The following is a 21,318-nucleotide window of genomic DNA, read 5'->3' as shown; positions in this document are numbered from 1 at the left end:
CCGCTCAGGCGAGCTCGATGAGCTCCTGGTATTCGTCGGACCAGTGGTCCTCGGTGCCGTCGGGCAGGAGGATCACCCGCTGAGGCTCCAGAGCCTCCGCGGCACCGGGGTCGTGTGTCACCAGAACCACGGCCCCGGTGTAACTGCGCAGTGCCTCCAGCACCTGCTCTCGGGAGACCGGATCGAGGTTGTTCGTCGGCTCGTCGAGCAGCAGGACGTTGGCGGCCGAGGACACCAGCCCGGCGAGCGCCAGACGGGTCTTCTCACCGCCCGAGAGCGTCCCGGCCGGCTGGTCCAGCTGCGGACCGGTGAACATGAACGCTCCGAGCAGCCCCCGCAGATCCTGTTCACCGGCGTCGGGCGCCGCGTGCCGGATGTTCTCCCAGACCGTCGCGTCGTCGTCGAGGGTGTCGTGCTCCTGTGCGAAGTACCCGATCTTGAGGCCGCGACCCGGCTCCAGTTCACCGAGGTCGGGTTTCTCCACACCGGCGAGCAACTTGAGCAGCGTGGTCTTGCCCGCGCCGTTGAGGCCGAGGATCACCACCCGGCTCCCCTTGTCGATCGCGAGGTCGACGCCGGTGAAGATCTCCAGCGAGCCGTACACCTTGGTCAGATTCGACGCCATCAGCGGCGTCTTGCCGCACGCCGCCGGCTCCGGGAACCGGATGTGCGCGGTCTTGTCGGCCACCCGCACCTCGTCGAGCTCGTCCATCATGCGCTCGGCACGTTTGAGCATCTGCTGCGCCGCGGTGGCCTTGGTCGCCTTCGCCCCCAGCTTGGCCGCCTGCACGCGCAGCGCCCCGGCCTTCTTCTCGGCGTTGGCCCGCTCGCGCTTGCGGCGCTGCTCGTCGGTCGCGCGGGCGTCCAGGTACCGCTTCCAGCCCATGTTGTAGACGTCGGCCTCACCGCGGACCGCATCGAGGAACCACACACGGTTCACCACGTCGGCCAGCAGGTCGACGTCGTGGCTGATGACGACGAGGCCGCCCTCGTGGTTCTGCAGGAACGTCCGCAGCCAGGCGATCGAGTCGGCGTCGAGGTGGTTGGTCGGCTCGTCGAGGAGCAGCGTGGTATCCGACTTGCCCGAGCCGTCCGACGCCGCGAACAGGATGCGCGCCAACTCGATCCGGCGACGCTGACCGCCGGAGAGGGTACGCAGCGGTTGCCCGAGCACACGGTCGGGCAGACCGAGGCTGTTGCAGATGCGGGCGGCGTCGCTTTCGGCCTCGTAACCGCCGAGCGCCGAGAACCTCTCCTCGAGACGGGCGTACTTGGCGATCGCACGGTCGCGGACCCTGTCGTCCGCGGCCTCCTCCATCAGCGCCTGCTGCTTGCCCATCGAGGCGAGGATCTCGTCCAGTCCGCGCGCGGACAGCACGCGGTCCTTCGCGAGGACGTCGAGGTCGCCCTCCTTGGGATCCTGCGGCAGGTAACCGACCGGGCCGGAGGTGCGGACGGTTCCGGCGTACGGCTGCGTCTCGCCGGCGAGGATGCGCAGCGAGGTGGTCTTGCCCGCGCCGTTCCGGCCGACCAGCCCGATGCGGTCGCCCGGCTGAATGCGCAGGTGGTCTCCGGGCGCCGAAAGAAGAGTCCTCGCGCCCGCTCGTACTTCCAGGTCGGTCGCGGTGATCACGTCGATCCAGTCTACCGATGACGGGCCCGGTCCCCGAATCGGTTCTCGGCGCATGGACGGCCGCGGACTCGGACCCGCGCCCGGACTACCGTTGAGCCATGACTGATACAGCCTCCACCGATCTCACCGGCCGTTCCGCGCTCGTCACCGGCGGCAGCCGAGGCATCGGGTACGCCATCGCCCTCGAACTCGCGCGCCGAGGTGCCGCGGTGGTCGTCACCGGCCGCAAACCCGAGCCCCTGGACGAGGCTGCGGCAGCGCTGCGCGACTCGGTCCCCGGTTCGGTGGTCACCGCGGTCGCGGGCAACACCGGCGATCCCGAGCACCGCGCGGACGCGGTCGCGGCGGCCGTGGCGAACGGCGGTATCGACATCCTCGTCAACAACACGGGGATCAATCCGACCGCGGGTCCGCTCATGGACGCCGATCTCGGTGCGGTGCGCAAGACCTTCGACACCAACGTCGTCGCGGCTCTCGGCTATGTCCAGGAGGCGTACCGAGCGGGAATGAAGGACTCGGGCGGTGCCGTCGTCAACATCGCGTCGATCGCGGGCCTGCGGCCGACCGGGTTGATCGCGGCCTACGGCGCGTCCAAGGCCGCGCTGATCCACCTCACCGAGGAGCTCGCGTGGCAGCTCGGTCCGTCGATCCGGGTGAACGCCGTCGCCCCCGGCGTGGTGAAGACCAAGTTCGCCGACGTCCTTCTCGCGGCCGGTGAGGACGTCGTGGGGCAGACCTATCCGATGAACCGGGTGGGCACTCCCGAGGACATCGCGGCCACGGTGGCCTTCCTGGTGAGCGACGCGGCGTCGTGGATCACCGGTGAGACGATCCGCGTCGACGGCGGCAAGCTGGCCACCGGCGGGATGTGACCGCGCCCGTCGAGGGGCCCGCCGCCGACGTCATCGTCGTGGGCGCCGGGCCCGCGGGGCGCTCGCTCGCGTACCGCGCGGCCGCGGCGGGGCTGCGCGCGACGCTCGTCGACCCTGCGCCGCACCGAGTGTGGCGGCAGACCTTCGGCATGTACGCCGACGACGCACCGGCCTGGCTCGACCCCGGGGCGGTGGCCGCCCGCAGCGCCGAGTTCTGCGTCTTCACCCCGCAGCGGCGGGTGGTGGACCGCGGGTACCTGGTGCTCCACTCGGAGCGGTTCCAGCAGTCCCTGTCGCTGTCGGAGGTGACGGTCGTGGCCTCGTCGGCGACCGCTCTCACCGCGACGTCGGTCACGCTCGCCGACGGCTCCGTACTCGCCGGCCGACATGTGGTCGACGCCCGCGGCACCGCCGGGCACCGCCGAGCCGACACACCGCGCCAGACCGCCGTCGGAATCCTCGCGGGCCGGGTCGGGGCGACGGACGGCGGCGACGACCCCGACACCACCGTGCTGATGGACTGGCGGCCCGCCGATACCGGGCCGAACGCCGTCTCATCGAACCTCACCTCGTCGAAACTCACCTCATCGGACCCGGCCTCGTTCAGCTACCGGATCGACACCGCTCGCGGACGCCTCGTCGAGGAGACCTGCCTGGCCGCCCGCCCGCCCCTGGGCATCGCCGAACTGGCCCGTCGAGCGCGCCTGCGCCTGCGTCTGTCCGCGCCGACCGGCGACGAGGAGGTTCAGCTCGGCGGGATGGACGAGATCGTCGATTTTCCGATGTACCCGAACGCACGACCGTGGCGTGGCGACGGCGCCCTGGCGATCGGCGCGGTCGGCGGTCTGATGAATCCGGCGACCGGATACAGCGTCGCGCAGTCTCTGCGCGCCGCCGATCTGGTCGTCGAGGCTGTCGCCGGCCGTCGGGATCCACGCGCCGCGTTGTGGCCTCGCGCCGCTCGTATCGCGTTCACGCTCCGACTGCTGGGACTGCTGGTCCTCATCCGGCTCAGACCGGCCGAACTCGTCGGCTTCTTCGACGCCTTCTTCGGCGTCCCGGTTCCGCTGCAGCGCGCCTATGTGTCGTCGCACGCCGACGCCCCCGGCGTGCTGCGCGCGATGGCGGCGGTGTTCCGGCGGTCCCCGCCGCGGCTGAAGGCCCGCGTCGCCGTCGCCTCGGCCCGCGCCGCCGTCGAAGTGGTCCGCCTCATGGTCGTCGGCGCGTCGGGGTCGGCTGAGGAGGGCTAGAGCTGTTTCAGCAGCAGGTACTGCGCCGAGATCTTCTGCTGCGCCTCATGCAGATCGGAGCCGTCCGCCTGGGCCGCGTAGCTGCCGTAGGCGACGAAGCAGGTCGCTTGATCGTCGCCGAACGAGGACTTGCTGGTCTGACACACCGCCGACGGCAGATCCTGCGGGCTGTCGGCCTTCTTGGCGGTCGGATCGTCGGAGTCGTCGGAGAGGGTTTTGAGCAGTTCTGCGGCCTGGTCGTCGCCGCCGGCGCGGAAGACCAGGGAGCCCCCGACCGCGGCCTCGGTGACGCCGGTCTTCTGCAAGTCGGCGAAGGTGGCGGTCGACTTGCTCGCCAGCTGCGAGATGGCCCGCGGTCCGGCGACCGAGCCGGAGAAGGCGGAACCGCCGTTCGACTCCGTCGGCAGCACGGCGCGCAACAGGCCGTTCGGGTCGATCCGCTTGTCGTCGCTGATCGGTTTCATCGCATCGAGCAGGGCTTTCTGCTTCGTGAAGGCAGACCGCACCGCGGCGAGAGTCCATCCGCCGTCGTCGGCGTCGGCCCAGGTGTAGACCACCTTCTCTGCCACCGGGGTGAACGCCACGGTGATCTGACCGCCGCCGCTCGACTTCCCCGTGAGCGCCACCGTCTCGGCGGGCATCCCCGGGACGTCGGTGCGCCGCATCGGTGAACCGTAGGTCTTCTTGAGCATCTGGCCGGACATCGCCGACACGGCCTCGCCGGCCGTCTCCGCATCGGGATACACCAGCACGGCATGATTGAGCCCCTGATGCAGGTTCTTACCGTCGCTGTCGTCCGGCGCCCCGCCGGCCATGGTGAAGCCGTAACGCAGCTTCTGCGAGACCGGCAGGCCGGCCGCATCGGAGAAGACGCCCCGCAGTCCGCTCGCGCCGGAGATCGGGTAGGTCGGCATGCTGAACTTGGTCAGCACCGGATCGACCTCGTCACGGAACGCGATGTCTTCGCCCAGCCGCATGGCCCGCAGCCGGTTCATCTCCGACTCCGTATCAGCGGTCCCCGCAGCAGGCTGCAGACTGGTCGCGTACTTCCCCGTATCGAGCTGGATCGGTCCGCGCGTCGCGGTGCCGTCCACGGTGCACGCGGTGACCGCCGAGAGGCTGACGACTGCTCCGGCGGCCGCGGCCGCTCGTTTCCACTGCATAGGCAGATCCTAAAGGGCCCGGCCCGGACCCACGAACAGCACTACGCCCGGCGAATGACACCGTCACTCGCCGGGCGTGGCACCCGTGTCAGACCCGACGGGTCACTCCTGGCCGCTCTCCTTGAGGGCCTGCTCGACGTCGAGCGCCTTCACCTGGTCGATCAGGCTGTCGAGCGCCTGGGGAGGCAGCGCACCGGCCTCGTTGAAGACCAACCGACCCTGCTTGAACGCCATGATGGTCGGGATGGAGCGGATGCTCGCGGCCGCCGCCAACTGCTGCTCGGCCTCGGTGTCGACCTTGCCGAAGACGATGTCGTCGTGCTTTTCGGAGGCCGCCTTGTACGTGGGTGCGAACTGCCGGCACGGGCCGCACCAGCTCGCCCAGAAGTCCACGAGGACGATGTCGTTGTCGACGATCGTCTGCTCGAAGTCGTCACCGGTCAGATCAATTGTTGCCATGTCTGTATCTAACCGGATCCGCCGCCGTGCTATTCCTGCACGCGGCACTTCTCCACGCGGGGTTCCGCGCCGACGGCCCGCCGGACCGCCTCGTCCACGAGGTCGGCGTTGATCGCCGCACCCGCCGCCACCCCGGACGCGGCGGCCGCGCCCACCATCGCCATCGGGTCGCGCGCGTTGCCCGCCGCCCACACTCCGTCGACTGCCGTCCGGCCCGTCGCATCGGTCTCGATGTACGTTCCGAACGGGTGGTCCGACACGCGGCCGCCCAGGGTCTGGAACAGCTCTCCCCGCGCGTGTACGCGGGTCGCCACCGCGACGGCGTCCACCTCGTGCGCCGCACCCGCGACGCGGACGGACCGGACTCGGTCGCCGTCGGTCAGCACCCGGTCGACGCGGCCGTCGACGATCGGGACGTCCATCCCCGTCAAGCGTTCACGCGCTTGCGCACCGAGGACGGACTCGTGATCGAAGACCGTCACATGCTCGCTGAGTTGCCGGAACAGCAGCGCCTGGTGTTCAGCCATCGGGCTCGTCGCGACCACGCCGATACGCCGTCCGCGAACCTCCCAACCGTGGCAGTACGGACAGTGCAGCACTGTCCGCCCCCAACCAGCGGCCAGTCCCTCGATCGCGGGTAGTTCGTCCACCGCTCCGGTCGCCAGGAGCACCCGGCACGCACCGACCGTCTCCCCGGACGAGAGGCTCAGCGTGAACCCGCCGGAGATGCGCTCGGCACTGAGCACGGTTCCCTCGAATATCTCGGCGCCGTACCCGGCCGCCTCGGCTCGACCGGCCGCCAGCAGATCGGTGGGTGCCGTACCCTCGCGGCCCAGCACGTTGTGCGCAGCCTCGGCGGGCCGATTGCGCTGTTCACCCGCGTCCACCACGAGGACGGTCCGCAGTGAGCGGCCCAGGGTCACCGCGGCGCCGAGTCCCGCCGGTCCCCCGCCCGCGATGAGCACGTCGTACTGCCGGTTCGGGCCGGCCTCCCGTGAATTCGTCATGGATCGACCGTATGCGCGGTATTGCAGATAACGCATACACTCTTGCGCATGACGCAAGAACTCGATCGCCGTTCCGATCCCGACCTGGACGCCCTGGTTCGGAGCCGGATTCGGAGTCTTCGGCTCGCCCGCGGATGGACCCTCGACTCACTCGCCCGCCGATGCGACATGAGCGCGTCGACGCTCTCCCGGATCGAGACCGGCGGGCGCCGCGTAGCCCTCGACCAACTGGTGCCGATCGCCCGTGCGCTCGGGGTGTCTCTCGACCAGCTCGTCGAACCCGTCTCCGATGAAGACGTGGTCATCCGGCCGGAAGCCCACTCCTCCGGAGACGCGATCACGTGGCTCCTCTCGCGCGATCGCGCCGATGCCGGCGTCGTCGTCGCCAAGATGCGGCTCCAACCGCCGGCGCAGTGGCCCACACCTCGCGTGCATCCCGGTCATGAGTGGTTCACCGTGCTCTCCGGCAGCGTGCGGCTGGCTCTCGGTGAGCGGATCATCTACGTCCAGGCCGGCGAGGCGGCCGAGTTCTCGACGATGACGCCGCATGCCTTCGTCGCCCACGGGACCACCGCCGAGATTCTGACGATCTTCGACCGGGACGGCGAACGCGCTCACCTTCCCGAGTAATCGTCTCGCTCCGGCCGATCGAGCCCGACGGGATCGAGGGGGACGTCGAAGGCGGGCAGTCTGCTACGTCGATCGGGCAGGCGGATCACCAGGGCGACGAGCACGCCGACGGCCACGCCGATCAACGTGTCCACGGCGCGGAAGGTGAGCATCCGCAGCGGCGGCGACGGAGCGGTGAGCTCGGTCATCAGCATGATGAGCGGCGTGAAGAACCCGATGGCGACCGCATAGTGGCGCGTCATGAACAACTCTGTCGGCCAGAGCAGAAGGACCGCGATCACCGCCACCGCACCGGCACCCAGATCCAGTGCCAGGAGCGCCGCCGCCAGCAGGAGTCCGGCCATCGTGCCGACTGTCCGATGCGCGGCGCGGGTGAGGACTCGGCGTACCTCCGCATCGCCCGGGCGGCCGGTGTCGATCACAGCGAGCGGAACGGCCGCGGCGGCCATCGCCCAATTCGCGTGCTCGAAGCCCATCGCCAACCCGATGGACCCGGCCGTCCCCACGGCCACGCCGTACCGGACCGCGTGCAGGCGCACCCCGGCAGGCGGACGGCGCACCACCGAGCGGACTCCGGCGAACCACCCGTGCCTGCCCCGCAACGGCGCCGGGGTACCGACCGTGCCGATCGCCACGGCGAGCAGCGCCGTGCCTGCGCAGATCGCCACGGCCGCCCCGGGAGCCACCAGCCCCGCCGGGACAGTCGCGGTGGCTCCCAGCGCGAAGATGAAGAGGAACGGGCCAGCCGGACGCAGCCGCACCGCGTCGGCGAGCAGCGAGCCCACGACCGCGAATGCCGTCTCGGCCACCACGAGTGCCCAGACGGGCGCGGAGACTGCGGAGAGACCGACGCCGATCGCGCTGCCCGCCGTCAGGAGACCGGCCGCCTGCAGCTGATGCGTGATTCTGCGCCGGCCGCCCTCTCCCCGGCCGTACATGCCTGCGAAGGCACCGAAGACGGCGTAGACCAACAGCTCCGGACGCCCGGCGACGAGAAGTGCGACAGTGGGGACGACCAGACCCACCAGCACGCGGAACGCGTGCCGGTGATCGTCGCCGTTCGGGAGCGCCGCGGTCACGGCGCTCGAGCGGCCTCCGGTCAGACCGTGAAGCCGAGGGCGCGCAGCTGCTCGCGTCCGTCGTCGGTGATCTTGTCGGGCCCCCACGCCGGGATCCACACCCAGTTGATGTCGACCTCGGTGCACAGACCGGAGGTCACCAGCACATTGCGCGTCTGGTCCTCGATGACGTCGGTGAGCGGGCACGCCGGCGAGGTGAGGGTCATATCGAGCTTCACCGCCGCGTCCTGGTCGATCGCGACGTCGTACACGAGCCCGAGGTCGACGACGTTGATGCCCAGCTCCGGGTCGACGACGTCGCGCATCGCCTCCTCGACGTCGTCGATCGACGGGAGCGAGGTGGCGACCGGCTCGGCCGGCGCAGTGGTTTCGGTGTTGGTCTCGGTCATTGGTCGCTCCTAGGCGGGATCGGGGACTTCAGTGGCGAGGCTCTGCGAGAGCGCGTCCTTGAACGCCATCCACCCGAGCAGAGCACACTTGACGCGCGCCGGATACTTGCTGACACCGGCGAGCGCGATGCCGTCGCCGATGACCTCCTCATCGCCGGGATCGGTCCCGCGCGAGGTCATCATGGCGTTGAACGAATCGACGGTGGCGAGCGCCTCGTCGACGGACAGCCCGACCACCTGGTCGTAGAGCACCGAGGTCGAGGCCTGGGAGATCGAGCAGCCCTGGCCGTCGTATGAGATGTCGGCGACCGCGTCGTCGACCACCGACACCCGCAGGGTCACCTCGTCACCGCACGTCGGGTTCACGTGGTGCACCTCGGCGTCGTACGGATCCCGCAGACCACGGCCGTGCGGATGCTTGTAGTGGTCCAGGATCACCTCCTGGTACATCTGCTCCATCCGCATCAGCGACCCCCGAAGAACCGCTGGGCGACGCCGATCGCGTCGGCGAGCGCGTCCACCTCGTCGAGCGTGTTGTACACGGCGAACGATGCGCGCGCACTGGCCTGAACGCCGAAGGCCCGGTGTAGAGGCCAGGCGCAGTGGTGTCCGACGCGGATCGCGACCCCCTCGTCGTCGAGGATCTGGCCGAGGTCGTGGGCGTGGATGCCCTCGACGTCGAACGAGACCGCGCCACCGCGCCGCTCGGCGGCGGTGGGACCGACGATGCGCAGACCGTCGATCGCCGTCAGCCGCTCCAGCGCGTGCGCGGTGAGCTCGTGCTCGTGCGCGGCGACGTTGTCCATGCCGATCTTCTCGAGGTATTCCACGGCCGCGCCCAGACCGACGACCTGAGAGGTCATCGGGACGCCCGCCTCGAAACGCTGCGGCGGCGCGGCATACGTGGACACCTCCATGGTGACCGTCTCGATCATCGAACCGCCGGTGAGGAAGGGCGGCAGCTGAGCCAGCAGCGAAGCGCGGCCGTACAGCACGCCGACACCCGACGGACCCAGCATCTTGTGCCCGGAGAAGGCCGCGAAGTCGACCCCGAGAGCCGCGAAGTCGACGGGCATGTGCGGCACCGACTGGCAGGCGTCGAGCACCGCCAGCGCATCCACCTCGTGAGCGCGGCGCACCAGTTCGGCGACGTCGGCGACGGCGCCGGTGACATTCGACTGATGAGTGAACGCGACCACCTTCACCGACTCGTCGAGTACCAGCGAGTCCATGTCGATGCGGCCGTCGGCCGTCACTCCGTACCAGCGCAGGGTGGCTCCGGTGCGGCGGCACAGCTCCTGCCACGGCACCAGATTCGCGTGATGCTCCAGTTCGGTCACCACGATCGTGTCACCGGGGCCGAGGGCCCTGCCGCCGAAGACCGGCGCCGAACGGTCATCGCCCAGGGTGTACGCCACCAGGTTGAGCGCCTCGGTGGCGTTCTTGGTGAAGACCACCTCGTCGACGGCGACGCCGACGAAGCCGGCGATCGCCGCGCGCGCGTGCTCGTACGCGTCGGTCGCCTCTTCGGCCAGCTGGTGCGCACCGCGATGAACCGCGGCGTTGCGGTTCAGCAGGAAGTCCCGCTCGGCGTCGAGCACCTGCAGTGGCCGCTGCGACGTGGCCCCGGAGTCGAGGTACACGAGCGGCCTGTCGTCGCGGACGGTGCGGGACAGGATCGGGAAGTCCGCCCGCAGTGCCGTGACGTCGAGTGCGGCTGCGGTGGTCATGTCACTCCCCCTTCGTCGCGTTGATCGAGATGGCGGCCGTCACTTCGCGGCGGCCGCGGTGAACCGCACGTAGCCGTTCTCTTCGAGCTCGTCGGCCAACTCGGGTCCGGCGGACTCGACCACGCGGCCGTCGACGAAGACGTGGACGTAATCGGGCTTGATGTACCGCAGAATCCGCGTGTAGTGCGTAATGAGCAGGATCCCGCCGTTCTCGCGTTCCTTGTAGGCGTTCACGCCTTCGGAGACGATGCGCAGCGCGTCCACGTCCAGACCCGAGTCGGTCTCGTCGAGAATCGCGATCTTCGGCTTGAGCAGCCCGAGCTGCAGGATCTCGTGACGCTTCTTCTCACCGCCGGAGAAGCCCTCGTTGACGCTGCGCTCGCCGAACGCGGGGTCGATCTCGAGTTCGGCCATCGCCTGCTTGGTCTCCTTGACCCAGTGCCGCAGCTTCGGGGCCTCGCCGCGCACGGCGGTTGCCGCGCTGCGCAGGAAGTTCGACATCGAGACGCCGGGCACCTCCACCGGATACTGCATCGCCAGGAACAGTCCGGCGCGGGCACGCTCGTCGACGCTCATCTCCAGGACGTCCTCCCCGTCCAGGGTCATCGATCCCGAGGTGACCTCGTACTTGGGGTGACCGGCGATGGCGTACGAGAGGGTCGACTTGCCGGACCCGTTGGGGCCCATGATCGCGTGGGTCTCGCCCGAGCGCACCGTGAGGTTCACACCCTTGAGGATGTGGATCGGCTCGGCGTCGGCGTCGGACTGCGCGACGTCGACGTGCAGGTCGCGGATTTCCAGGGTCGTCATCTGTGGTGATTCCTTGTCGAAGTATGTGTGGATGGTCAGGCGCCGGCCGACTCGAGTTCGGCCTCGATCGCGGATTCGAGCCGCTCGCGCAGTTCCGGGACGGCGATCTTGGCGAGGACCTCGCCGAAGAAGCCCCGGACCACGAGGCGCCGCGCCTGATCTTCGGGGATGCCGCGCGCCTGGAGGTAGAACAACTGCTCGTCGTCGAACCGGCCGGTGGCGCTGGCGTGACCGGCGCCGACGATCTCACCGGTCTCGATCTCCAGGTTGGGGACCGAGTCGGCACGGGCGTTGTCGGTGAGCACCAGGTTCCGGTTGAGTTCGTAGGTGTCGGTGCCCTCGGCGGCCGGCCGGATCAGCACGTCGCCGATCCAGACGGTGTGGGCCTCCTTGCGCTTGTCGCCCGACGGATCGCCCTGGAGAGCGCCCTTGTAGGTGACGTGCGAGCGGCAGTTGGGCTGCGAGTGGTCCACCAGGAGACGCTGCTCCAGGTGCTGCCCGCCGTCGGCGAAGTACAGTCCCCACAGCTCGACGTCGCCGCCGGGCGCGGTGTACTGCACGTGCGGCGAGAGCCGCACGGTGTGTCCGCCGAGGCTGACCGCGAAGTGCTTGACGACCGCGTCACGTCCCAGCGACAGGTGGTGGGTGGCGACGTGGGTCGCGTCGTCCTCCCACTCGTGGACGTTCACGACGGTCAGATGCGCGCTGTCGGCGGCGAGGATCTCGACGTTCTCGCCGATCACGCCGCTGCCGCGCTGATCGAGAACCACGACCGCCTTCGAGAAGGCCTCGGCGCGGATCTGGATGTGCGAGTAGGCGACCTCGTCGGCTCCCGGACCGTCGACGGTGACGAACACCGGATCGGCGATCTGCGCCTCGCGGCCGATCGTGAGCACGGTGGCCTTCTCGAAGGACGAGTAAGCCTGGGCGGAGACCCTGTCGAAGGGCACCCCGGCCTCACCGAGACGGGGATCCTCGCGGCCGACGGTCTCGACGGTGACGCCCTCGGCGTCGCCGCTGACCTGCACCGAGGTGGTGCCGGTGGCGAGCGCCGTGCCGTCGTGCAGACCGTGCAGCCGGCGGAACGGCGTGAAGCGCCACGCCTCTTCGCGCTGCGACGGCACCTCGAAGGCGTCGACGTCATAGGAGGTGAAGAGTTCACCCTTGTTGACCACCACGGGCGAGGCGGTGGTCTGGGAAGCGTCCGCCATCAGCCGACCGATCCTTCCATCTGCAGTTCGATGAGCCGGTTGAGCTCGAGTGCGTATTCCATCGGGAGTTCCTTGGCGATCGGCTCCACGAATCCGCGGACCACCATCGCCATGGCCTCCTGCTCGGTCAGTCCGCGGCTCATCAGGTAGAAGAGCTGATCGTCGCTGACCTTCGAGACGGTGGCCTCGTGTCCCATCGTCACGTCGTCCTCGCGGATGTCGACGTACGGGTAGGTGTCGCTGCGGCTGATCTGATCGACGAGCAGGGCGTCGCACTGCACGGTGGACCGGCTGCCGTGGGCGCCGGGGTTGATCTTGATCAGGCCGCGGTACGACGACCGTCCGCCGCCGCGAGCGACGGACTTGCTGACGATGTTGCTCGAGGTGTTGGGCGCCAGGTGGACCATCTTGGATCCGGTGTCCTGGTGCTGGCCCTCGCCGGCGAACGCCACCGACAGGACCTCGCCCTTGGCGTGCTCACCGGTCAGCCACACGGCCGGGTACTTCATGGTGACCTTGGAACCGATGTTGCCGTCGATCCACTCCATGGTCGCGCCCTCTTCGGCCTTCGCACGCTTGGTGACCAGGTTGTAGACGTTGTTCGACCAGTTCTGGATGGTCGTGTAGCGGCAGCGGCCGCCCTTCTTCACGACGATCTCGACCACGGCCGAATGAAGCGAGTCGGACTTGTAGATCGGGGCCGTGCAGCCCTCGACGTAATGGACGTAGGCGTCCTCGTCGACGATGATCAACGTCCGCTCGAACTGCCCCATGTTCTCGGTATTGATGCGGAAGTAGGCCTGCAGCGGGATGTCCACGTGGACACCCGGCGGAACGTAGATGAACGAGCCGCCCGACCACACCGCGGTGTTCAGCGCGGAGAACTTGTTGTCGCCTGCGGGGATGACGCTGCCGAAGTACTCCTGGAAGATCTCGGGGTGCTCACGCAGGCCGGTGTCCGTGTCGAGGAAGATCACGCCCTTCTCCTCCAGGTCCTCGCGGATCTGGTGGTACACGACCTCCGACTCGTACTGCGCGGCGACGCCGGCGACCAGACGCTGCTTCTCGGCCTCCGGGATGCCGAGGCGGTCGTAAGTGTTCTTGATGTCCTCGGGCAGGTCCTCCCACGACTCGGCCTGCTTCTCGGTCGAGCGCACGAAGTACTTGATGTTGTCGAAGTCGATGCCGTCGAGGTCGCCGCCCCAGCTGGGCATCGGCTTGCGGTCGAAGATGCGGAGCGCCTTGAGCCGTTGGTCGAGCATCCACTCGGGCTCGTTCTTCTTGTCCGAGATGTCGCGGACGACGGCCTCGGACAGACCGCGCTTGGCGGACGCACCTGCCTCATCGCTGTCGGACCAGCCGTAACCGTAGCGATCGAAGGAAGCAATGGTCTCTTCCTGCGTCAACTGGGTGGCGGCGGGATCGGTGACCGTCATCGGAGAACCTTTCCATCGGGGGTGTCGGAGGCTGCGGGCTGAGCGGCCTCCGGAGTCGTGAGATGCACGGGAACGTGCGTGGTGCACACGCAGTCGCCGTTGGCGATGGTCGCCAACCGCTGCACGTGCGTACCGAGGAGCTCGGTGAACATGGCCGTCTCGGCCTCACACAGCTCCGGGAACTCGGACGCCACATGGGCGACCGGGCAGTGGTGCTGGCAGATCTGGACGCCCGCGCCGACTTCGCGCGTGTCGGCCGAGTAGCCGCCCGCGGTGAGAGCGTCGGCGATCTGCTGAACCGTCGCGATCACCGAACCGGACTCGCGCGCCGGCTCGACGCCGGAGACGAGATCCGAGATCCGCTCATGAGCGAACTCGTCGACCGCCTGCTGACCGGCGACGTCGCGCAGCTTCCGCAGCACGGCACCGGCCAGATCGTCGTAGGCGTGCCGGAGCTTGCCCCGGCCGGCCGGCGTGAGCTGGAACCACTTGGCCGGGCGGCCCCGCGTACCCTTGCCGGGACCGGCCTTGGAGAAGCCGGACGGCGCCACCTCGATGTCCCCGTCGGCCGACAGGATCTCGAGATGACGGCGGACGCCCGCGGGCGAGATCCCCAACCGCTCGGCGATGTCGCCGGCGGTCATCGGCCCCTCGTCCACCAGCAGCGACACGACGGCGGCGCGGGTCTGGCCGTCGTGGCCGCCCGCCTCCGCATGCTGCTCGCGCAGCTGCCGCTCGTCACCGCTCATGCTTTTCACAACAATATTGTTACCTAAATACTTCCACCGGGCTAGCAAGGGTCGCCTAAATCTCCGGCCCGACGGGGCGGCGGACCCCACCCGTTAGAGTCTTCGATGTGCCAGAACTCCCCCTCATGCGCCGGACGCTCGATTACGTGGGCCTCGGCAAGCCGGCGGTCGAGCACGACGCCGACCGCATCGGCGACTTCGGCACCACCGTCGCGCGGATGCACGACGACGAACGCGAGGTGGGTCCGCTCAACCGCCTGGAGACGCTGCGGATGCGTCGTATCAGGCTGTTCGGCACCACCGGATCGATTCTGATCCTGATCGGTTCGCTCGGCACCGGCATGCTTCCGGTGCTGCAGAATCCGATCGTCGGCACCCGAGTCCTGTCGCTGCCCTCCCGGATGTACTCCACCGCTCTGACCATCTCCATCGGCGGCGCGATCATGCTGGTCGTCGCATGGGTGATGCTCGGCAGATACGCCGTCGGGCGGTACCGGGTGGAGGTCGCCGAGGGCCGCAGCCCGGCACGCCGCATGACGCGCGGCCAGACCGACCGCACCCTGCTCATGTGGGTGGCGCCGCTGATCATCGCGCCGCCGCTGCTCAGCAAGGACGTCTATTCCTATCTGGCACAGAGCGCGATCGCGTACAAGGGCATGGACCCGTACACCTACAGTCCGATGCGCGGTCTGGGCGTCGACCACGCGCTCACCCTGTCGGTGCCGAACCTGTGGAAGGACACGCCGGCACCGTACGGGCCGCTGTTCCTGTGGATCGGCGAGCAGATCACCGCCATCACCGGCGAGAACATCACCGTCGCCGTGCTGCTGCACCGGCTGGTGGCGATCGCGGGCGTCCTGATGATCGTCTGGGCGCTGCCCCGGCTGGCACGGCGGTGCGGCGTCTCGGCCGTGGCAGCGCTGTGGCTCGGCGCGCTCAACCCGCTGCTCATCCTCCACCTCGTCGGCGGCATCCACAACGAGTCCCTGATGATCGGCATGATGCTCGTCGGCCTCGAATGGTCGTTCCGCGCCATCTACGGCACGCAGCGTCTCCGCGGACCCGACCGTCCGCTGCCGTCACGGGCGGGACGGATCCTGCTCGCCGGTGTCGTCGTCATCGCGGCGTCGGCGATGATCAAGGTGACGTCGATGCTCGCCCTCGGCTTCGTCGGCGTGGCGCTGGCCCGGCGCTGGGGTGCCACGCTTCCGGCTCTGCGCCACGCGCCGGTGAGTCAATGGTGGCGACGGTCGCGGCGTTCGCTCGCCGCCCTGGCGGCGAGCGCGGGAGTGATGGGCGTGGTCGCCGGCGCGGTGGTCGTGGTGACCTGCCTTGGAACCGGCCTGGGCTTCGGATGGACCCACACTCTCAGCACCGGCGGCATCGTCCGCTCGTGGATGTCGATGCCGACCCTGCTCTCGGTGGTCGCCGGCCGCGTCGGACTGTGGCTCGGCCTCGGCGAGCAGACCCAGGCGATCCTGGACATCGCCCGGCCCATCGGGCAGCTCGTGGCGGCGGTCCTCGTGGTCCGCTGGCTGCTGGCATGCCTCGCGGGCCGCATCCATCCGATCGGCGGCCTCGGAATCGCGATGGCGAGCGTGGTGATCTTCTTCCCCTTCGTGCAGGCGTGGTACCTGCTGTGGGCCGTGATCCCGCTGGCCGCATGGGCCACCACCCGCTGGTTCCGCGTCGGCACCGTCGTCATCTCCGGAATCATCGCGATCGTCGTAATGCCGACGAGTTCGGACACCAGCCCCCTCGTGGTGGCCCAGGGCCTGGCCACCGGTGTGATCATGGTCGCAATCACGGCGATGGTCTTCTTCATCGACAGCCCGATCCGCATGTGGGTCAGGCAGCGTCACGACCGGAATCGCCAGTAAGGACCGTGTGCGGCCGGATCAGTCGGCGCGATGCGCACCGTTCGGCCGGCACCGCCCCGCAGCCCGGTGACCTGCGTCGCTCGCCTAGGCTGTTGGGCGTGCATGAAGCTCTTTCGCCCGGTACCGGGCCGGATCACCGACCGGCTTCGGGCGACGCGGCGCTCCTGGTCCGGGGTCTGGTGAAGAAGTTCGGGGACAAGACCGCCGTCGACGGGCTCGATCTGAGGCTGCCACGCGGCGAACTGCTCGCGCTGCTCGGCCCGAACGGCGCCGGTAAGACCACCACCGTCGAGATCTGCGAGGGATTCACCCGGCCGGACGCGGGCGAGGTCCGAGTGCTCGGCCTCGATCCCATCGCCGACAACGACGCGCTGCGAACCCGGATCGGCGTGATGCTGCAGGGCGGCGGAGCGTATCCGGGGGCGAAGGCCAAGGAGATGCTTCGCCTCTGCGCCGCGTACAGCGCCGATCCCCTCGATCCCGAGTGGTTGATGGACGCCCTCGGCCTCACGGAGGTCGCGAACACGGGATTCCGCCGCCTCTCCGGCGGCCAGCAGCAGCGACTCTCGCTGGCGTGCGCGCTGGTCGGCCGGCCGGAACTGGTCTTCCTCGACGAGCCCACCGCCGGCCTCGACGCACACGCGCGAATCATGGTGTGGGAGTTGATCTCCCGACTCCGCGCCGACGGGGTGTCGATTCTGCTGACCACGCATCTGCTCGATGAGGCCGAGGAACTCGCCGACCAGATCGTCATCATCGACCGCGGGCGCGCCGTCGCCGCGGGTACACCGTCCGACCTCGTCCGGCGCGATGCCGAGCGCCGGCTGCGGCTCAGCGTCTCGGGGGTCGACGCGGCCGAACTCCGGGACGGGCTCCAGGATGCACTCCCCGCCGGCTACCGCTGCACGCTCTCGCCGACCGGTGAGCATGTGGTGACCGGCGACATCACGCCCGCCGTGGTCTCGGCGATCGCACAGTTCTGCGCCGACCGCGGAATCCTGATCGACTCGCTCAACGTGGCCAGCAACAGCCTGCAGGACGTCTTCCTCAGCCTCACCGGACGGGAGGTGCGCGCATGAGCACCGAGGTACCCGCGGCCAATCGCTTTCCGAGCGGAACGTTCACTCCGGGTCCGCGGCCCGCTCCGCTCACCCGGATGCTGGCGGCTCAGACTCGCATGGAGCTGGTTCTGCTGCTCCGCAACGGCGAACAGCTGCTGCTGACGATGTTCATCCCGATCACCATGCTGATCGGTCTGAGCCTGCTCCCCCTCGACACCGAGGCCGGCGACACGCCCGCCGCGCGCGCCGCCACTTTCGTGCCCGCGATCCTGGCGGTCGCGATCATGTCGACCGCCTTCACCGGGCAGGCGATCGCGGTCGGCTTCGACCGCCGCTACGGTGCGCTCAAGCGACTGGGCGCCACCCCGATACCGCGGTGGGGCATCATCGCCGGCAAGTCACTCGCGGTACTCATCGTGGTGGTCCTGCAGTCGATCATCATCGGTGGCATCGGCATGGCCTTCGGCTGGCGGCCGAGCATCGCGGGTCTGCTGCTCGGCGCGGTGGCGATCGCGGTCGGCACGGTCGCGTTCGCCAGCCTGGGACTGCTCCTCGGCGGCACGCTCAAAGCGGAGGTGGTACTCGCCCTCGGCAACCTGATCTGGTTCGTCCTGCTCGGTCTGGCCGGGCTCGTCGTCTTCGATCAGCATGTGCCCGACGCGGCGCGGACTGTCGCCCGCCTCTCCCCCTCCGGTGCTCTCACCGAGGCGCTCACCCGGGCCCTCGACTCGTCGTTCGACGTCTTCGGCTTCTGTGTCCTGATCGTGTGGGCCGCGATCGGCGGCGCGCTGGCAGTTAGGTGGTTCCGCTTCCAATGATCGACTCCTGGTTCGGCTTCAAGAGGCCGACCGCGACATACCTCTATTACTGGGCGATCGCCAACCTCGCCGCCAACGTGCTGCTGGTGGTGACCGGCGGCGCGGTGCGGGTCACCGACTCGGGCCTCGGCTGTCCCACGTGGCCCCAGTGCACCTCGGGCTCGGTGACACCGCACGCCGCGATGGGCATCCACGGGCTGATCGAGTTCGGCAACCGGATGCTCACCTGGGTGCTCGTGGTCATCGCGATCGCCACCTGGGTGGCCGCGATGCGGCGCGTCCCGGTCGACCGACTGTCGCGGCGGCTGGCCACCGGGGTCGCGATGGGTGTTCCGCTGCAGGCGATCGTCGGCGGCATCACGGTGCTGACCAACCTGAACCCGTGGATCGTGGCCTTCCACTTCCTCGCGACGATGGTGATCATCTCGCTGGCCACCTGGATGGTGGTGCACACCGGGTCGGCCGCCCGTGGACCGGACGCCGGCGAGCCGGGGGCGACCGATGCCGAATCCGCGGTTCTCCGACGGTTCGGAGTCCTGCTCGCCTGGGCTCTGTACGCACTGACGTGGGTCACCATCTATCTCGGCACGGTGGTCACCGGTTCCGGACCGCACGCGGGCGACATCAAGGCGCACCGCAACGGTCTGGAGCCGACGCAGGCCACTCAGCTCCACGTGGACGCCGTCTGGACACTCGTGGGACTGACGGCCGCGCTCATCCTCCTGGCGGTGGCTGCGGTGCCGTCGCTGCGCCGCGCCGCACTGATCTTCGGCGGCGTGATCGTGGTACAGGGGATCATCGGCTACGTGCAGTACGCGGCCGGTCTTCCCGAGGTGCTCGTCATCCTCCACATGTTCGGCAGCGCTCTGCTCATGATCGGCGCGACGCAGCTCGTGCTCGCGACGACGCGCCGCTGATCCGCCGGATCTGACACGAGAACCCGGCGACCGCGTACGGTCGCCGGGTTCTGCGCTGTGCGCACGTGTCGCAGTGCGCGTACGTCGTCAGTCGAGGATCTTGCGGTTGCGCGCCTTGGGAAACCGCGACTGGTGGGCCACCCAACCGGCCATCTGGCGCCAGTGCGACGGCTTCACCTCGGTGACCGAGGTCAGATCCCGGTCCCACTCCGCGCGCTCGAGTCCGTCGACCGCTTCGATGACCGCGTCCGCGGTCCGCACGCTGTCGACCACCTGATCGCCCAGAATCCCGCCGGCCTCGCCCACCAGGGTGATCCGCACTCCCGCGGCACCCGCAGGCTGGACCACGGCCTTGGCCGAACCGCCCTCGGCGGCGACGAACTTTCCGATCGCGGAGACTACGGCGCTCGGCGCGGCCGCGACGGATTCGGAAGCAGTGGCTGTGGACGCAGCGGTGTCATCGCTCATGACTGCCGAGTATAGCGGCGTGCGAAAATGGACCCATGCGTGCGATCCAAGTGTCCGCTCACGGCGGTCCGGAAGTCCTTCGACTCGTCGATCTCCCCGATCCCGAACCGGCGCCCGGCGAGGTGGTGGTCGCCGTCTCCGCGGCCGGGGTGAACTTCATAGACACGTACCTGCGCACCGGAATGTACCCGTCGCCCACCCCGTTCGTGCCGGGCAGCGAAGGCGCGGGCCGGATCGTCGCCGTCGGCGACGGCGTCGAGCACCGTGCCGTCGGCGACCGGGTCGCCTGGTGCGACGCCTCGGCCGGCTACGCCGAGTACGTCCGTATCCGCGCCGATCGGGCACTTCCGGTACCCGACGGCGTCTCCCTCGCCGCCGCGGGATCGTCGATGCTGCGCGGCAACACCGTCCACTATCTGCTCGACGGCAGCGCACATCCCGAGGCGGGCGACACCGTGCTGTTGCATGCCGGGGCCGGCGGCATCGGGCTGCTGCTGACCCAGTGGGCGAGCGCGCGGGGCATCCGGGTGATCACCACGGTCTCCTCCGACGAGAAGGAACAGCTCTCGCGCGCGGCCGGTGCCGCCGAGGTCCTGAGCTACGGCGACGACGTGGCCGCACGGGTCCGCGATCTCACCGACGGGCGCGGGGCGCGGGTGGTGTACGACGGCGTCGGAGCGGCGACCTTCGAGCAATCCCTGGCCGCGACCGCCGTCCGCGGCACCATCGTGCTCTTCGGCGCCGCCAGCGGACCGGTGCCCCCGTTCGACCTGCAACGACTCAATCCGGCCGGATCGCTGTCGGTGACCCGGCCCACGCTGACCCACTTCATCGCCGACCCCGCCGAGTTCGCGTGGCGTTCCGGTCAGTTCTTCGACGCCGTCGCTAGCGGTGAGCTGACCGTGACCGTCGGACAGTCGTTCCCGCTGGAGCAGGCCGCCGAGGCCCACCGCGCACTCGAATCCCGAAGCACGGTCGGGTCGACGATGCTCGCTGTCGCCGACGATGACTGAGCCGGCAGCGAAGAGCGCCGGCGGGCCGGCCGCCGGTCTGCGCTGGGCCGTGGTCGCCGTCGCCGCGATCGCTCTGCTGGCGGCGTCTCGGCCCTTCGGTCCGGTGGCACTGATGGTGGCCCTCGCCGTCGCACTGGCCGTGGGTCTGCTGGCGGTCTCGGTGCCGATGCCGTCCCGGATCGCCGCCACCGCGCGTCCGGCTGCACCCTCGCCGGTCTCGGTGGAGGAGCGCTGGCGGCGCAGCGCGGCCCACCACGACGAGGTTCTCAGCGCGTACGGTTCCTTCGAACTCGATCCGGCCATGCTCCTGCGGTATCCGGGGCTCTGGGACCTGTCGGCGCCCGCGATCATCGCATTCCACGACAGTCTGGCCACGGCCGGTGAGCTCCGCACCGACCGCTTCCCCGGGGACGCCGCCGGTGAGCGCTACATCGCCGCCGTGACCGACCTGCGCAGCACCTGGGCCGCGGCCGACCGCTTCGCGCGGAGTACCGGGACCGACGACCTCGACCCCGCCGACGCCCGCGACTGCCGACGCGCGCTGAAGCTGCTCGCCCACGCGGACGGGGCCCGGAGCCAGGAACGCGCGGCCTATCTGCAGCAGGTGCTGACCACCGTCGATCGTCTCACCGAACGGGGTGTGGTTCCCCAGACCGAGCGCGTCCGGGCCGGGCTGACCGCGCAGCTCCGGCGCGCGATCGAGGCGTGAGCCCGTGCGGGCCGGCCTCTGCGGCGGCGTCCCT

22 protein-coding genes are annotated in these 21,318 nt (G+C 69.5%); 9 read left to right on the top strand and 13 right to left on the bottom strand.

All coding sequences use genetic code 11. The annotated features are described in order from the left end of the window. Positions 1-4 precede the first annotated feature (4 nt). Entirely contained in the window at positions 5-1,633 is a 1,629-nt protein-coding gene (locus P5P27_RS09165) for an ABC-F family ATP-binding cassette domain-containing protein (RefSeq protein ID WP_045540187.1), read from the bottom strand. Positions 1,634-1,731: 98 nt separating this feature from the next. On the opposite strand from P5P27_RS09165, the gene P5P27_RS09160 reads away from it, so the two are divergent. Together P5P27_RS09160 and P5P27_RS09155 are read left to right on the top strand one after the other, a co-directional pair. Beyond that, positions 1,732-2,505: an SDR family oxidoreductase gene (locus tag P5P27_RS09160; RefSeq protein ID WP_278127316.1), complete on the top strand. Its 774-nt coding sequence runs from the start codon at positions 1,732-1,734 to the stop codon at positions 2,503-2,505. After that, positions 2,502-3,755, top strand: a complete 1,254-nt coding sequence (locus P5P27_RS09155) for a lycopene cyclase family protein (protein ID WP_278127315.1) — start codon at positions 2,502-2,504, stop codon at positions 3,753-3,755. The genes P5P27_RS09160 and P5P27_RS09155 overlap by 4 nt, the downstream gene beginning before the upstream one ends. On the opposite strand, the gene P5P27_RS09150 is transcribed toward P5P27_RS09155, so the two are convergent. From P5P27_RS09150 to P5P27_RS09140, 3 genes are all read right to left on the bottom strand, one after another. After that, the gene (locus P5P27_RS09150; RefSeq protein ID WP_278127314.1) at positions 3,752-4,918 is read right to left on the bottom strand and encodes a DUF7373 family lipoprotein; all 1,167 of its coding nucleotides are present in this window, start codon (positions 4,916-4,918) and stop codon (positions 3,752-3,754) included. The genes P5P27_RS09155 and P5P27_RS09150 overlap by 4 nt on opposite strands. 102 nt (positions 4,919-5,020) lie before the next feature. Beyond that, on the bottom strand, positions 5,021-5,377 hold the full coding sequence (gene trxA, locus P5P27_RS09145) for a thioredoxin (RefSeq protein WP_062367498.1): 357 nt from the start codon (positions 5,375-5,377) through the stop codon (positions 5,021-5,023). 29 nt (positions 5,378-5,406) lie between these two features. Further along, positions 5,407-6,384 carry an NAD(P)/FAD-dependent oxidoreductase gene (locus P5P27_RS09140; protein WP_278127313.1) on the bottom strand — a complete coding sequence of 326 codons (978 nt, stop codon included), beginning with the start codon at positions 6,382-6,384 and terminating at the stop codon, positions 5,407-5,409. A 48-nt stretch (positions 6,385-6,432) separates the two neighbouring features. Here P5P27_RS09140 and P5P27_RS09135 point away from each other — a divergent pair, with 48 nt between their 5' ends. Continuing rightward, on the top strand, positions 6,433-7,014 hold the full coding sequence (locus P5P27_RS09135) for a helix-turn-helix domain-containing protein (RefSeq protein WP_278127312.1): 582 nt from the start codon (positions 6,433-6,435) through the stop codon (positions 7,012-7,014). Here P5P27_RS09135 and P5P27_RS09130 read toward each other — a convergent pair. The 8 genes from P5P27_RS09130 to P5P27_RS09095 are packed head-to-tail and all read right to left on the bottom strand — an operon-like array spanning position 6,999 to position 14,418. After that, positions 6,999-8,093, bottom strand: coding sequence for an FUSC family protein (locus P5P27_RS09130; protein WP_278127311.1), 1,095 nt, complete (start codon positions 8,091-8,093; stop codon positions 6,999-7,001). The genes P5P27_RS09135 and P5P27_RS09130 overlap by 16 nt on opposite strands. Before the next feature lie 20 nt (positions 8,094-8,113). Next, a complete protein-coding gene (locus P5P27_RS09125) occupies positions 8,114-8,482 on the bottom strand; it encodes a metal-sulfur cluster assembly factor (RefSeq protein WP_006894867.1) in 369 nt (122 codons plus the stop codon). Positions 8,483-8,491: 9 nt separating this feature from the next. Next, positions 8,492-8,947, bottom strand: a complete 456-nt coding sequence (gene sufU / locus P5P27_RS09120) for a Fe-S cluster assembly sulfur transfer protein SufU (protein WP_278127310.1) — start codon at positions 8,945-8,947, stop codon at positions 8,492-8,494. After that, entirely contained in the window at positions 8,947-10,212 is a 1,266-nt protein-coding gene (locus P5P27_RS09115) for a cysteine desulfurase (RefSeq protein ID WP_278127309.1), read from the bottom strand. Before P5P27_RS09115 ends, sufU begins: the two co-directional genes overlap by 1 nt. A 39-nt stretch (positions 10,213-10,251) precedes the next feature. Further along, a complete protein-coding gene (sufC, locus tag P5P27_RS09110) occupies positions 10,252-11,022 on the bottom strand; it encodes a Fe-S cluster assembly ATPase SufC (protein WP_278127308.1) in 771 nt (256 codons plus the stop codon). A gap of 35 nt (positions 11,023-11,057) precedes the next feature. Continuing rightward, the gene (gene sufD, locus P5P27_RS09105; RefSeq protein WP_006894863.1) at positions 11,058-12,233 is read right to left on the bottom strand and encodes a Fe-S cluster assembly protein SufD; all 1,176 of its coding nucleotides are present in this window, start codon (positions 12,231-12,233) and stop codon (positions 11,058-11,060) included. Then, the gene (gene sufB / locus P5P27_RS09100; protein WP_006894862.1) at positions 12,233-13,669 is read right to left on the bottom strand and encodes a Fe-S cluster assembly protein SufB; all 1,437 of its coding nucleotides are present in this window, start codon (positions 13,667-13,669) and stop codon (positions 12,233-12,235) included. The genes sufD and sufB overlap by 1 nt, the downstream gene beginning before the upstream one ends. Next, entirely contained in the window at positions 13,666-14,418 is a 753-nt protein-coding gene (locus P5P27_RS09095) for a helix-turn-helix transcriptional regulator (protein WP_278127307.1), read from the bottom strand. Before P5P27_RS09095 ends, sufB begins: the two co-directional genes overlap by 4 nt. 125 nt (positions 14,419-14,543) lie before the next feature. Between P5P27_RS09095 and mptB the strand changes: the two genes are divergently transcribed. The 4 genes from mptB to P5P27_RS09075 all read left to right on the top strand — a co-directional run bounded on the left by mptB (position 14,544) and on the right by P5P27_RS09075 (position 19,094). Next, a complete protein-coding gene (mptB, locus tag P5P27_RS09090) occupies positions 14,544-16,298 on the top strand; it encodes a polyprenol phosphomannose-dependent alpha 1,6 mannosyltransferase MptB (RefSeq protein ID WP_278127429.1) in 1,755 nt (584 codons plus the stop codon). Between the two features lie 98 nt (positions 16,299-16,396). Next, on the top strand, positions 16,397-17,377 hold the full coding sequence (locus tag P5P27_RS09085; RefSeq protein WP_278127305.1) for an ABC transporter ATP-binding protein: 981 nt from the start codon (positions 16,397-16,399) through the stop codon (positions 17,375-17,377). After that, the gene (locus tag P5P27_RS09080) at positions 17,374-18,177 is read left to right on the top strand and encodes an ABC transporter permease (RefSeq protein WP_278127304.1); all 804 of its coding nucleotides are present in this window, start codon (positions 17,374-17,376) and stop codon (positions 18,175-18,177) included. Before P5P27_RS09085 ends, P5P27_RS09080 begins: the two co-directional genes overlap by 4 nt. Beyond that, the gene (locus P5P27_RS09075; protein WP_278127303.1) at positions 18,174-19,094 is read left to right on the top strand and encodes a COX15/CtaA family protein; all 921 of its coding nucleotides are present in this window, start codon (positions 18,174-18,176) and stop codon (positions 19,092-19,094) included. Before P5P27_RS09080 ends, P5P27_RS09075 begins: the two co-directional genes overlap by 4 nt. Positions 19,095-19,181: 87 nt before the next feature. Here the strand turns inward: P5P27_RS09075 and P5P27_RS09070 are convergent, their stop codons facing one another. Then, complete coding sequence (locus P5P27_RS09070) at positions 19,182-19,562, bottom strand: hypothetical protein (protein WP_006894856.1); 381 nt, start codon at positions 19,560-19,562, stop codon at positions 19,182-19,184. Positions 19,563-19,597: 35 nt separating this feature from the next. On the opposite strand from P5P27_RS09070, the gene P5P27_RS09065 reads away from it, so the two are divergent. Beyond that, positions 19,598-20,575 (top strand): quinone oxidoreductase family protein, encoded by a 978-nt coding sequence (locus tag P5P27_RS09065; RefSeq protein ID WP_278127301.1) that lies wholly within the window; start codon positions 19,598-19,600, stop codon positions 20,573-20,575. Beyond that, the gene (locus P5P27_RS09060) at positions 20,568-21,284 is read left to right on the top strand and encodes a hypothetical protein (protein ID WP_006894854.1); all 717 of its coding nucleotides are present in this window, start codon (positions 20,568-20,570) and stop codon (positions 21,282-21,284) included. Before P5P27_RS09065 ends, P5P27_RS09060 begins: the two co-directional genes overlap by 8 nt. Positions 21,285-21,318 lie beyond the last annotated feature (34 nt).

Source organism: Gordonia sihwensis (genome assembly GCF_029632925.1).
GTDB lineage: Bacteria > Actinomycetota > Actinomycetes > Mycobacteriales > Mycobacteriaceae > Gordonia > Gordonia sihwensis.
This window is presented reverse-complemented; position numbering and strand designations above follow the sequence as displayed.

Bases quoted from the DNA above. Each gene is read 5' to 3' on its own strand.
- sufD (WP_006894863.1), bottom strand. From the start codon at position 12,233: ATGGCGGACGCTTCCCAGACCACCGCCTCGCCCGTGGTGGTCAACAAG.
- sufU (WP_278127310.1), bottom strand. From the start codon at position 8,947: ATGCGGATGGAGCAGATGTACCAGGAGGTGATCCTGGACCACTACAAG.
- sufB (WP_006894862.1), bottom strand. From the start codon at position 13,669: ATGACGGTCACCGATCCCGCCGCCACCCAGTTGACGCAGGAAGAGACC.
- mptB (WP_278127429.1), top strand. From the start codon at position 14,544: ATGCGCCGGACGCTCGATTACGTGGGCCTCGGCAAGCCGGCGGTCGAG.
- P5P27_RS09070 (WP_006894856.1), bottom strand. From the start codon at position 19,562: ATGAGCGATGACACCGCTGCGTCCACAGCCACTGCTTCCGAATCCGTC.
- P5P27_RS09150 (WP_278127314.1), bottom strand. From the start codon at position 4,918: ATGCAGTGGAAACGAGCGGCCGCGGCCGCCGGAGCAGTCGTCAGCCTC.
- P5P27_RS09140 (WP_278127313.1), bottom strand. From the start codon at position 6,384: ATGACGAATTCACGGGAGGCCGGCCCGAACCGGCAGTACGACGTGCTC.
- P5P27_RS09060 (WP_006894854.1), top strand. From the start codon at position 20,568: ATGACTGAGCCGGCAGCGAAGAGCGCCGGCGGGCCGGCCGCCGGTCTG.
- sufC (WP_278127308.1), bottom strand. From the start codon at position 11,022: ATGACGACCCTGGAAATCCGCGACCTGCACGTCGACGTCGCGCAGTCC.
- P5P27_RS09135 (WP_278127312.1), top strand. From the start codon at position 6,433: ATGACGCAAGAACTCGATCGCCGTTCCGATCCCGACCTGGACGCCCTG.
- trxA (WP_062367498.1), bottom strand. From the start codon at position 5,377: ATGGCAACAATTGATCTGACCGGTGACGACTTCGAGCAGACGATCGTC.
- P5P27_RS09125 (WP_006894867.1), bottom strand. From the start codon at position 8,482: ATGACCGAGACCAACACCGAAACCACTGCGCCGGCCGAGCCGGTCGCC.
- P5P27_RS09160 (WP_278127316.1), top strand. From the start codon at position 1,732: ATGACTGATACAGCCTCCACCGATCTCACCGGCCGTTCCGCGCTCGTC.
- P5P27_RS09115 (WP_278127309.1), bottom strand. From the start codon at position 10,212: ATGACCACCGCAGCCGCACTCGACGTCACGGCACTGCGGGCGGACTTC.
- P5P27_RS09095 (WP_278127307.1), bottom strand. From the start codon at position 14,418: ATGAGCGGTGACGAGCGGCAGCTGCGCGAGCAGCATGCGGAGGCGGGC.
- P5P27_RS09065 (WP_278127301.1), top strand. From the start codon at position 19,598: ATGCGTGCGATCCAAGTGTCCGCTCACGGCGGTCCGGAAGTCCTTCGA.
- P5P27_RS09075 (WP_278127303.1), top strand. From the start codon at position 18,174: ATGATCGACTCCTGGTTCGGCTTCAAGAGGCCGACCGCGACATACCTC.
- P5P27_RS09080 (WP_278127304.1), top strand. From the start codon at position 17,374: ATGAGCACCGAGGTACCCGCGGCCAATCGCTTTCCGAGCGGAACGTTC.